The organism is Streptomyces sp. NPDC006476 (genome assembly GCF_040612015.1).
Lineage (GTDB): Bacteria > Actinomycetota > Actinomycetes > Streptomycetales > Streptomycetaceae > Streptomyces > Streptomyces griseorubiginosus_B.
Map to the genome: position 1 here is coordinate 1 of NZ_JBEXPK010000136.1, position 10726 is coordinate 10726.

The window sequence follows — 10726 nt, forward strand, 5'->3', positions numbered from 1 at the left end:
GCCCCCGCCCTGCCCGGACACCGAAAACACCCGCACAACAAAACCGAAGAGGGGCCGTCAGTAAGCTGACGGCCCCTCACGAAAGATCGAGGTTAACCACGGACAACTTGTCCGGGGTTAAGCAGGACCTTCATCCGGATTCCGGTCGACGACATGCTTGATCAGTCGAACGCGGCGACGCCGAGCAGCTGTCGCGGCTGGTGGCGCTGATCGACTCCGGTGAGCTGCGCGTTGATGTGGCGCAGCGCGTGCCGCTGGCGGAGATTGGCCCGCGACTGCTCGGCCACCATCAGCCCGTTCTGTCACTCACCCCACGCAGCGAAAGGCCGAGATCATGACACTCGCATTCGACCCGGAAGTAGCCGACGTCCTGGCCCAGATGGGCGGGCCTGACGCATTCCGGCCCCCGCGTGACGACGTCGAGGGGCGGCGAGCCTTCTGGGAGCCGATCCTCGCTGCCTCCAGCACCGCCCAGCCCTTCCCCGAAGACGTCCGGATGAGCGACAGCTACGCCACCGCAGACGACGGCGCCCGGATCCAGATGCGCTGGTACACCAAGGAGGGCGCGACCCCGGGTCCGGCGGTGGTGTACTTCCACGGTGGCGGATATTTCTTCGGCCACATCGACCACTTCGACGGCACTCTCGCCCGCTACGTCTCCGCCAGCGGCGTGCCGATGTTATCGGTCGAGTACCGCCGCGCCCCCGAGCACCCCTTCCCGACCCCGCTCGAAGACGGCTACGCGGCGCTGCGCTGGCTGCACGAGCACGCCGCGGAGCTCGGCGTCGACCCCGGCCGGATCGGCGTGATGGGCGACAGCGCCGGCGGCGGCCTGGCCGCGGCCGTGGCAATCCTGACGCGAGAGCGCGGCGGCCCGAAGATCGCCCGCCAGATCCTCATCATGCCGATGCTCGACGACCGCACCGGCGCCCCCGACCCCCATGCTGCGCCCTTCATCTACAACTACGGCGACCTTGTCACCGGATGGCGGACTTTCCTCGGCGACGCCGTCGGAGGGTCCGACGTCCCGGCCACGGCGGCCCCGGCCCGGCTCGACGACGCCACCGGCCTGCCGCCGGCCTACATCGAGGTCGGCCAGCTCGACCTGTTCCGCGACGAGGACACCGCCTACGCCACCAAGCTCAGCCGCGCCGGCGTACCGGTCGAATTCCACCTGCACCCCGGAGTCCCGCACGAGTTCGACTCCCTCGCCTTCACCTCCGACGTCGCGCGGCGTGCCATCGCCGACCGCGTCCGGGTGCTGAAGTCGATCTGAGCCGCGACCACCGAGCCATCCACTGCACGGAAAGAGAATGCAATGACTCTCTGGACCCCCATCACTGTCGGCGCCATCGAGCTGCCGCACCGCCTCGCCATGGCTCCGATGACGCGTGACCGCTCCCGCCCGGACGGCGTCCCCACCGACCTCAACCGCGCGTACTACCGTCAGCGCGCGTCGATGGCCCTCATCATCACCGAAGGCACCCAGCCCTCCGCCGACGGCCAGGGCTACCTGCTGACCCCCGGCATCTACACCGAGGCACACATCGCCGGCTGGCAGGAGATCACCAGCGCCGTGCACGCCGCCGGCGGGCGCATCGTCGTCCAGCTCATGCACACCGGCCGTATCTCCCACCCCGACAACACCCCCCACCACCGCCGGTCCGTCGCCCCTTCGGCCATCCAGCCCAAGGGCGCGATGTTCACCGCCTCCGGCCTGCAGGACATGCCCATCCCCCGGGCCCTGGCCACCGAGGAAGTCGCCGACGTGGTCGACGAATTCCGCCACGCGGCCTCGGCCGCCATCGCAGCCGGCTTCGACGGCGTCGAGATCCACGGAGCCAACGGCTACCTCGTCCACCAGTTCCTCGCCGGCAACACCAACCAGCGCACCGACCGCTACGGCGGCCCGCTCGAAAACCGCATCCGTTTCGCGGTCGAGGTCGCCTCCGCGGTGGCCGACGAGATCGGCGCCGAACGCACCGGTCTGCGCCTCTCCCCGGGCAACCCCTTCAACGACATCGCCGAACACGACACCGGCGACCTGTATCCGGCACTCGTCACGGCCCTGGCACCACTGAACCTCGCCTACCTCCACCTGATCCACGGCGGCGACGAGGAACTCCTGCGCGAGCTGCGCCAGCTGTGGCCGACGGCCCTGCTCCTCAACCGCGCGGGAACCGACATCGACACGCGCGTCGCCGACCTCGACGCCGGCCTGGCCGACGTCATCACGGTCGGCACCACGGCACTGGCCAACCCCGACCTCCCGGCCCGCATCCGCTCCGGCGCACCGCTCAACCAGGCCGACCCGGCCACCTTCTACGGCGGCGACCACCACGGCTACACCGACTACCCCACCCTCGCCGCGACGTTGGTCTGACAAGCACTTCCGACAGGAGAATTCCGATGTCCCACGACAACGTGGTCACGGTCCTCGGTGCGACCGGCACCCAGGGAGGTGCGGTCGCGCGTGCGCTGCTGGCCGACGGCGCCTTCACCGTACGGGCGGTGACGCGCGACGCCGCGTCGCCGAAGGCACAGATCCTGGCGGGCCTCGGCGCCCATGTGGTGGAGGCGAGCCTCACCGACGAGGGCAGCCTGCGCCGGGCGTTCGACGGGGCATACGGCGCGTTCCTTGTCACGCCGTACTGGGAGCACCGTTCGCCCGCGCGGGAACTGGCCGAGGTCGAGAACCTCATCAGCGCGGCCCAGGCAGCCGGTCTGCGGCATGTCATCTGGTCGTCGCTGGAGGACACGCGGGAGGCGATCGCGGCCGACGACGACCGGATGCCGTTCATCGGCGACGGTTACCGGGTGCCGCACTTCGACGTGAAGGGCGGGGCCGCCGACGCTCTGTTCGCCAAGTCGGGTCTGCCCACGACGTACCTGTTGCTGTCCTTCTTCTGGGACAACCTGCTCACCCTCGCCAGACCGCAACGCGACCCCGACGGAACGCTCGCCTTGCACCTCCCCCTCGGTGACACGGCCGTCGCCGGCATCGCCTCCGACGACATCGGCCAGGCGGTGCTGCGCGTGCTGCGGCGGCCGTCGGAGACGATCGGCGCCACCGTCCCCGTGGCCGGCGAGCACCTGACCGGCGAGCAGATGGCGGCAGCGCTGAGCACGGTGCTCGGTGAGCCGGTGGCCTACCGGCCGCCCAGCCACGACCAGTTCCGCGGCCTCGGCTTCCCCGGCGCCGACGAGCTGGGAAACATGTTCCAGTACTACGCCGAGTTCTCCGGGTCCTACCGCGGCCTGCGTGAGCGCGAAGCGACGCGCGCGTTCAACCCGGATCCGTTGAGCCTGACCGACTTCCTGGCCGCACATCGTGCCGAACTCGAAGCCTGACCGGCTGCTCGGCGACTCAGAGGAGTATTCATGACCAGCGACGACAGCAGCCTGTTCAGTCCACCCGGAACCCCCGGCTACGCGGAAGCGGACTCCTCCTTCCAGCTCGCGGCACCGGTCAATCCGGCCGGGGCGTTCACCGCCCGCTCGATCGACGACGTCGTCCGCGCCGCCGCACGCCGGGCGGGCCGGCCGCTGCTGAACACCACCGGCCACGCGATGGGCCGGACTGCCGCGCTGAACGGCTCGCTGGTGCTGCGTCCGCTCATCGACGCACCCGTCCGCGCCGACCCGGAAACCCGCACGGCCCGCGTGCCCGCCGGCAAGACCCGGGGCGACATCCTGCCGTCGGGATGAACGGTTTCGTCATCTAGCCCGAACGAGACCACACCCGACAGATCAGCGCGTTCGCCGCCGAAGTCGTACCCGCAGTCCGCGAAGCCCTCGCACGCAAGACCTGACCACTGCGTGCGCTCGGGCCGGGCAGCACCCCTGGCACAACGGCACCGGCTGTACCCGTCACAGTCCTTCCCTCCCCAGCGCAGCGTCTTGCTTCTCACCGGTCACAAGGGCGGCACGGTGAACTGCCCGTGTCCACCCCGCCCTCCACAACGCCGACCACCCAACGATGCCCGCATCCGCCGCGTCGCCGCGCGCACCGGAGCCCGCGTCACCTCCACCGACCAGGTACTGGCCGAGCTCGCCGTCGGCTCCGCCGGCCGTCACGGACAGACGTTCCTGGTCGTTCTCCTCGACCCAGCCCCAGGTGATCCCATGAGCGACGAAACGCCCCTCCCCGACGGATTCGAGAGCATCACCGTCACTGCGAACGGCACCCGGCTGCATGCCGTGGTCGGCGGGTCCGGTGCACCCGTACTCCTTCTGCACGGCTGGCCCCAGACATGGCGGGCCTGGCGACACCTCATGCCGGCCCTCGCCGCGCACGGTTACCGCGTCGTCGCGCCCGACCTGCGCGGCCTGGGTGCCTCCGACCGTCCCCCGAGCGGATACGACAAGGACACACAGGCAGAGGACATGCGCGAACTCCTCGCACAGCTCGGCATCCACGGCGGCATGCACGTCGTCGGGCACGACATCGGTGGCATGGTGGCCTTCGCCTACGCCCGCCGCCACCCCGAGGAAGTCGAACACCTCGTCCTCGTCGAACTCGCCCTACCCGGCTTCGGCTTGGAGCAGGCGATGGACGTGGCCTCCGGCGGTCTGTTCCACTTCGGCCTCTTCATGACCGAAGAACTGCCCGAGCTGCTCCTCGAAGGTCGGGAGAGCGACTTCCTCACCTGGTGGTTCGACTGGTTGTCCGCGGTACCCGGAACCTTCCCGCCGGAAGAGGTCGCCACCGTCGCCTCCTCCTACCGCGGATACGAGGCACTGCGCGCCGGCTTCGCGCACTACCGCACCCTCCTTGAGGACGGACACGTCAACCGGGCCTGGCACGAAACCGGAGCAACCCTTCCCATTCCCGTACTCGCCGTCGGCGGCGAGCACAGCTCAGGCACCCGACTCGCCGACAGCCTGGACACGGCCGCGCCGCACCTGACCGGTGCGGTGATCGCGGGCAGTGGCCACTTCGTGCCCGAGGAACGCCCCGACGCCTTCGCCCGCGAGCTGCTCCCCTTCCTGGCTACCCCGCCCCGCCAGGCTGGCGGTGCTCACCGGTAGTCGGGCAGTCACTGCACAACGGCGAAGCTCCTGGTAGACGATTCTTTTCGTCGCTCCACACGGATGTGTCCGTGGCCAGCAGCCGGGTGATCCGGCGGAGCAGCTCGACGGCCTTGCGCAGGCGCTTGTTGTAGCCAGGTGGCGGCGGCTAGCGCCAACTGGCCCGCACCGACTACAACTACTTCCTCTCCCCCGACGGCAGCGGGTGCGGCGGCGCGATCAGGATCACCGACATCTACGGAGAACGCCTGACCATCAACGGGATCGCCCTGCGGCCGGACGCCGTGCAGCCGACGGCGGTCCAGTTCGCCCGGCACTGACCCCGCCGCCGACAGTGCGCCCCCTCCGAACCAGCCGTTGACCGGGGCCGGCGCGGGCGCGGCGTCGGCTTTGACGGAGGGGGCGAGGAACTGTGAAGCCCGGGGGCGCCGCTGTGCTGCCTCCGGGGACCCGCCGGTCGGTGTGGAGGGACCGGGCGGGCCCTGGAGGGTGAGCGCGTGTCGCCCGGTGGTGCAGGCGGTGCCGTTCAGGCTGAAGTCGGAGGGCTTGACGAAGGTGCCGCTGGAGGTGCCCTGGAACCCGAAGGCCACCTGGCCGCCGGCCGCAATCTCTCCGTTGTGGGCCACGTTGCTCGCTGTGACAGCTCCTGACGACCCGGACAGGTGCGCGTTCCAGGCATTGGTGATCCGCTGCCCGAAGGGAAGGGTGAACGCGAGCTTCCAGCCGCTGACGGGGGAGGAGCCGGTGTTGGTGATGGTGACGTCGGCGGTGAAGCCGCCCTGCCAGGCGTTCGTCGCGTACGCCACCTTGCAGGCCGAGGAGCCTCCGGGGCCGCCCGGGTCACCGGAGGACCCCGTGTTGACGGTGGAGGAGAACGTGGTCACGGCGAGGCCCGTGCCGTTCTGCCAGGGCTCGAAGCCCGCCTGAACACTCGTCAGGTACCAATTGTCTTTGCGCGGGTACGGACGGCCTCCCTGCACACCTGAGTTGGGAGCGCTCCCGTTCCGAGTACAAGGGATGGGTCATGGGTGAAGTCCGACGAAGCACGGCTGGACGCTGGTGGAGAGTCAGGCACGCATGCGTTCTGTGGGCGCGGGGTGCCCAAGCGCCCCGCGCCCACAGAGGACCGTCATCGCCGCTCCTCACGACAGACCGAGGAGGAGAGGGACGGAGGGCGGCAGGATCAGGAGGGGACGATCTGCCACTGCTGCTCACTCCGCGCCCCGTACGGCTGCTGCTCGACGGCGGCTCCGTTGGCGGTGCTCGGATCACCCGCAAGACACTGCTGGGGCTGCCCAATCCGCAGCCGTCCGCGTCGCCGGCCCCGAAGCTGCCGGACCATCCGGCCTACCAGCAGATCTTGGCGGTGTTCGCCGCGGCCGACGCGCCGTTGCGGGCGCGGCAGGTGTACGAGGCGATGGGCCTGGAGATCGCGCCTAACAACATCAACAACACCTACCTGTAGCTCAAGCGGCTGACCGAGCGCGGAATCCTGGACGAGCCCGAGCAGGGCTTGTGCACCCAGCCGCGGCCGTAGCCGCCCGGCGACGCTGCGGGCTAGCCCGCTTGCCCCGCCCGAAAGGGTGGAACAGGCATCAACTAACGTAACCCTCTCAGGACTGCAACTGGGTGAAGAGCGTCGCCAGGTCGATGAGGCCCCAGTGGTCGGTCAGCTTCCCGTCGGCCACCTTGAACATGCGGAGCTCCAGCACTTTGATCGATCGGCCGGTGGCGGGAGTGCCGTTGAAGGGCCCGGTGTTCGTGCCGGTGAGGATGAAGCTGATCGCGAACCAATCGTCCTCGGCGACGACACGGACCGGCGTGGCGGCGAGGTCGGGGACCGCGTCGAGGAACGACGCCAGCACCGCGCGGGCCTCCTCTAGGCCGGAGGTGGTGCCGTCGGCGGCGTGGTTGCGGAAGTCCGGCGCGTACAGGGCGAACAGGGCGTCGAGGTCACGCAGGTTGACGCGCCTGAGGTACTCATCGGCAAGTCGGTGCAAGTCGGCGGTGAACGTTCGGGTTTCGACGTTCGAGGAAGACATGTGCTTCTCCAATGTGGATGGATGGAGCGGCTCCGCCCCGGTGACAGACAGTGGAACCGGGTCGAACAGGCGGGTTGGACGAGCAGGGTCTGGCGATGACGCCGGGCAGCGGCAGCTTCTTCTCGCGAAGGCGAAGCACCAGGCCGGGGTTTGTCAGGCGGTGTGGGTGGGGTAGTCGGTGCAGCCAGCCTCGCCGCCGCCGTAGAAGGTGGCGGGGTCGGGGGTGTTCAGCGGCGCGCCGGCGCGCACGCGCTCGACCAGGTCGGGGTTGGCGAGGGCTATCACGCCGACGGTGACGATGTCGGCCAGGCCGTCTTCGATGTCCTTCGCGCGGGTGGCGATGTCGGTGTCGGCCCGGTTGAGGACCAGGGTGTTCGGCCACAGCTTGCAGAGGGTGGCAAGGAGTTCGTCGTCGCCAGCGTGGTTTCCGATGTGCAGGTAGGCGAGGTCGAGCGGGGCGAGGGCGCGCACGAGTGCCGGGTACAGCTGGTGGGTGTCGCTCTCCGCGATGTCGTTGAACGGGTTGCCGGGAGAGATCCGCAAGCCGGTGCGGCCGGCGCCGATCTCGTCGGCCACGGCGGTGGCGACCTCGACGGCGAAGCGGATGCGGTTCTCGACGGAGCCGCCGTAGCGGTCGGTGCGCTGGTTGGTGTTGGTCGCGAGGAACTGATGCACGAGGTAGCCGTTGGCGCCGTGGATCTCGACGCCGTCGACGCTCCTGCCGATTTCGCGGCGCTCGGCCGGCAGATCGAGGCGGCGTTCGCCTGAGCCTGACCTGTGTGAGGGATCCGCCCTTTCTGCCTCCATGAGGCGGGAGCCCAGTGGCCATGCATCGGCGCCGGGGGGCCCACCATTGCTCGGAAAAGACTGGACAATGGTCCATGGCGCCGGACGCGACGGGGCCCCCGCTTCCTGTCCGTCCCTTCCGCCCGTCCCCTGCCGTCCAGGCCTCCCAAAGCGCGGCCCTGATTGCCTCCTTCGACTCCTCCGGTTCAGTCTCTACGTCCGGGATTGCCGCTCGCTCGTCCATGTCCGTCTCTCCGTCGGTCCGTTCTTCTCCGGGCATGAAGGCGCGTTTCAAGGAGCAGGGTGCCTGCCGGTCCGTTACATGACGATCAGTCACGTTTGACCGGCAACCGGGGGCTGGGGGTGAACCCGCGAACAGGATCAGTCGCGGGTGCTGCCGAACCCGGTCAGTCGGCCTTGAGGGCGGGAGCACAGGCGCAGCCGGCCAGTCGCGCGGGCAGCGCCCCTGCGGCTGCGGCGGCCTCGACGTCGCTGAGCATGCGCTCCCGGCGTTCGGCGCTGATCAGCGTGCCCCGCGCCACCACCGCGTGCACGCGCTTGGTGTTACGGATGTCGGCGAGGGGGTCGGCATCCAGGACCACGAGGTCGGCGATCGCGTCGCGCCGTACGACACCCACCTCCTGCAGTCCGAGGAAGGCGGCGGGCATGCTGGTGACCGCCCGCAGTGCCTGCATCGGGCTGAAGCCCGCTTCGACCAGGTTCTCCAGTTCGTCGTGCAGGCTGAACCCGGGGTAGACGTACGGAGTGCCGGTGTCGGTGCCGGCCGGGACCGGCACCCCGGCGAGTGAGCGGCACCGATCCAGCGTAGGCGGGCCCTGAACAGTTCCCGGTGTTCGGCTACGTCCTTCGCCGTACGCCCCGCCAGATAGAGCTGTTCGAGCTGGGTCTGCCAGCCGTCGCGAGTCGCCGCGGGCAGGTAGCGCACCCGATCGTCGTGCAGCGCGATGGAATCGGGCAGATCGAATACGCGATGTTGCGTCAGCGTGGGCACCTGGTGCGAGCGGTCGGCGGCGAGCCTCCTGAACACCTTGCGTGCTCGGGCCGGGTCAAATGTGCGTGCAGCCAACACCTCCAGCGGGTGGGTCTGGTTGAACCAACCGTTGTAGTCGCCGCTGCCGACGTTGATCTCTGCCAGGCGGCGACGAATTTCCACCTCGTCGCTCGAAGTGTCGAACCAGTTTGTGTAGATGTGCACGAAGCTGCGCTGCCCGGCCGCACTTGCCTCGACCATTGGGATCGCGTCAGGGGTATGGCCGACGAACGGGACGCCCAGCTTGCGGCACTCGTCGGCGATCGAGTGGTAGGCGTCCGGGGTGAGCCTGACGTAGACCTTGATGAAGTCGGCCCCGTCGGCCACCGCCTTACGCGCCGCCGCCCTGGCCTCCCTGGCGTTCACGACCTCGACGTACGGCGCACCCCCACCCGCGAGCAGCGACTGATCGCCGTCCACTATGCCGCTGGCGACGACGAAGCGGGGGCCGAAGAGTGTTCCGGCTTCGACCCGGTCACGCCACTCGTACAGCAGCACCTGACCATTCATGTCACGGACGGTGGTGACACCGTTGGCGAGAAACAGCGGCAGGTCGATCACCTCCTGCCCACTGCCGTGCACATGGGAGTCGATGAAACCGGGCAGGACGAACTTGCCACGCCCGTCGACAACTTCCGCGTCCGCGGGCACGTGTACCTCACGCGCGGTGCCGACAACGGCAATCCGGTCGCCACGCACCAGCACCGTGGCGTTGGGCAGCGGCCTCCCCCCGGACGTGTCGATCACCGTGGCTCCCGTAATCGCAACGGTCGAGGCCGAGTTCGGGTCATTGTGCGGTCTGCGGCGTGGACCGCTGGTGCGCTCATGGCCCCGGCCACGAGACCGGCGCTCATTCCCATACCGACGCCAAGGACCCGACGCCTGGTAGGCCTTGCTGCCATCACATGTCTCCACCGTGAGTTCGGATGAACGGGACGCTCCTCGGCGCCGGCGTCAGAAAGTCGGCCGGTGCCAAGACGTACTCTGCGGCGGCGCCAGCCCTCGCTATTGGCAGGAAACCGACGACCTGGTCACCGACCTGGGCGCCAGTCACGCCCGCGCCGAGCGCGTCGACGGTTCCGGCGACGTCAATGCCGGGTGTATGGGGCAGCGTCACAGGGATGGCCTTCAGCATGAGGCCAGCGCGGATGTTGGCCTCGGCCGGGTTGAATGACGTTGCCGCGACACGGACCCGCACCTGCCCGGCGCCGGGAACCGGCTGATCCACGTCCTCGTAACGCAGGACATCCGGGTCGCCGTACTGATGGAAACGCACTGGCTTCATGTGTCTTTTCTGCTTTCGCCCGAGAGGTCGCGGTGGCGTTGCTCCGCATGCGGAGCAAGGCATGGTCTCTGTGGCGACGGGTGCACCCGCAGGCGGTTGATCGTCAACGGTTGAAGTGCAGCCAACAGTAGAACGGCCGTGCGGGGAAGGCGTGTACATTCGCGACACCATATGGGATTCCGGCGACACCTTCATCTTTGGTCGGGAACAACAGGCCTGTACGGGGCCGGCGTGCTCGGGGTTCTGGTCGGGACCGTCAAGCACCTGGCGGGTCACCGCAGGGAGATTGCGGAGGCACTCCGGGAGGGTGGAGAGCTACCGCAGGTATCAGCACGGTGTCTCTGGGAGACGACCGCGAACTCCCTGCCGCGTTCTTCGGCATCCACCAGGCCGGCGCGGCGTATCGGAAAAGGCCTTGCCCGCAGCCGGATCACCTTAACCTCGGGCTTTCACGAAGAGGGTCGTCCGAGGGTTGATCAAATAAGCGAGGAGTGCCTCTGAGCTGGGACGATAGGGCTTGTCGAAGGTCCT

General features: G+C 69.0%; 8 protein-coding genes and 5 pseudogenes. 5 read left to right on the forward strand and 8 right to left on the reverse strand.

The window, feature by feature from the left end:
• Window positions 1–161: 161 nt before the first annotated feature.
• Window positions 162–290, reverse strand: coding sequence for a hypothetical protein (locus ABZZ74_RS50450; protein ID WP_356950871.1), 129 nt, complete (start codon window positions 288–290; stop codon window positions 162–164).
• Window positions 291–334: 44 nt separating this feature from the next.
• Between ABZZ74_RS50450 and ABZZ74_RS50455 the strand changes: the two genes are divergently transcribed.
• The 5 genes from ABZZ74_RS50455 to ABZZ74_RS50475 all read left to right on the forward strand — a co-directional run bounded on the left by ABZZ74_RS50455 (window position 335) and on the right by ABZZ74_RS50475 (window position 5031).
• Window positions 335–1276 (forward strand): alpha/beta hydrolase, encoded by a 942-nt coding sequence (locus ABZZ74_RS50455; protein ID WP_356950872.1) that lies wholly within the window; start codon window positions 335–337, stop codon window positions 1274–1276.
• 42 nt (window positions 1277–1318) lie between these two features.
• Window positions 1319–2383 (forward strand): alkene reductase, encoded by a 1065-nt coding sequence (locus ABZZ74_RS50460; RefSeq protein WP_356950873.1) that lies wholly within the window; start codon window positions 1319–1321, stop codon window positions 2381–2383.
• Window positions 2384–2409: 26 nt separating this feature from the next.
• On the forward strand, window positions 2410–3351 hold the full coding sequence (locus ABZZ74_RS50465) for an NmrA/HSCARG family protein (protein ID WP_356950874.1): 942 nt from the start codon (window positions 2410–2412) through the stop codon (window positions 3349–3351).
• A 30-nt stretch (window positions 3352–3381) separates the two neighbouring features.
• On the forward strand, window positions 3382–3708 hold the full coding sequence (locus tag ABZZ74_RS50470) for a hypothetical protein (protein WP_356950875.1): 327 nt from the start codon (window positions 3382–3384) through the stop codon (window positions 3706–3708).
• A 417-nt stretch (window positions 3709–4125) separates the two neighbouring features.
• On the forward strand, window positions 4126–5031 hold the full coding sequence (locus ABZZ74_RS50475) for an alpha/beta hydrolase (RefSeq protein WP_356950876.1): 906 nt from the start codon (window positions 4126–4128) through the stop codon (window positions 5029–5031).
• Window positions 5032–5537: 506 nt separating this feature from the next.
• On the opposite strand, the pseudogene ABZZ74_RS50480 reads toward ABZZ74_RS50475, so the two are convergent.
• The 7 genes and pseudogenes from ABZZ74_RS50480 to ABZZ74_RS50510 form a co-directional block, all read right to left on the reverse strand.
• Window positions 5538–5984, reverse strand: a pseudogene (locus ABZZ74_RS50480) (cellulose binding domain-containing protein); the annotation flags it as partial.
• A gap of 660 nt (window positions 5985–6644) precedes the next feature.
• Window positions 6645–7073 carry an ester cyclase gene (locus ABZZ74_RS50485; protein ID WP_356950877.1) on the reverse strand — a complete coding sequence of 143 codons (429 nt, stop codon included), beginning with the start codon at window positions 7071–7073 and terminating at the stop codon, window positions 6645–6647.
• A 153-nt stretch (window positions 7074–7226) separates the two neighbouring features.
• Window positions 7227–7784, reverse strand: a pseudogene (locus ABZZ74_RS50490) (alkene reductase); the annotation flags it as partial.
• A gap of 482 nt (window positions 7785–8266) precedes the next feature.
• A complete protein-coding gene (locus ABZZ74_RS50495) occupies window positions 8267–8413 on the reverse strand; it encodes a hypothetical protein (protein ID WP_356950878.1) in 147 nt (48 codons plus the stop codon).
• A 30-nt stretch (window positions 8414–8443) separates the two neighbouring features.
• A pseudogene (locus ABZZ74_RS50500) lies at window positions 8444–8656 on the reverse strand (amidohydrolase family protein); the annotation flags it as partial.
• Between the two features lie 479 nt (window positions 8657–9135).
• Window positions 9136–9825: pseudogene (locus ABZZ74_RS50505) on the reverse strand (hypothetical protein); the annotation flags it as partial.
• A 19-nt stretch (window positions 9826–9844) separates the two neighbouring features.
• Window positions 9845–10195, reverse strand: a pseudogene (locus ABZZ74_RS50510) (alcohol dehydrogenase catalytic domain-containing protein); the annotation flags it as partial.
• Window positions 10196–10726 lie beyond the last annotated feature (531 nt).

Excerpts from the sequence above, each read along its gene's own strand:
- ABZZ74_RS50450 (WP_356950871.1), bottom strand. The coding sequence starts at position 290 with ATGGTGGCCGAGCAGTCGCGGGCCAATCTCCGCCAGCGGCACGCGCTG.
- ABZZ74_RS50455 (WP_356950872.1), top strand. The coding sequence starts at position 335 with ATGACACTCGCATTCGACCCGGAAGTAGCCGACGTCCTGGCCCAGATG.
- ABZZ74_RS50460 (WP_356950873.1), top strand. The coding sequence starts at position 1,319 with ATGACTCTCTGGACCCCCATCACTGTCGGCGCCATCGAGCTGCCGCAC.
- ABZZ74_RS50465 (WP_356950874.1), top strand. The coding sequence starts at position 2,410 with ATGTCCCACGACAACGTGGTCACGGTCCTCGGTGCGACCGGCACCCAG.
- ABZZ74_RS50470 (WP_356950875.1), top strand. The coding sequence starts at position 3,382 with ATGACCAGCGACGACAGCAGCCTGTTCAGTCCACCCGGAACCCCCGGC.
- ABZZ74_RS50475 (WP_356950876.1), top strand. The coding sequence starts at position 4,126 with ATGAGCGACGAAACGCCCCTCCCCGACGGATTCGAGAGCATCACCGTC.
- ABZZ74_RS50485 (WP_356950877.1), bottom strand. The coding sequence starts at position 7,073 with ATGTCTTCCTCGAACGTCGAAACCCGAACGTTCACCGCCGACTTGCAC.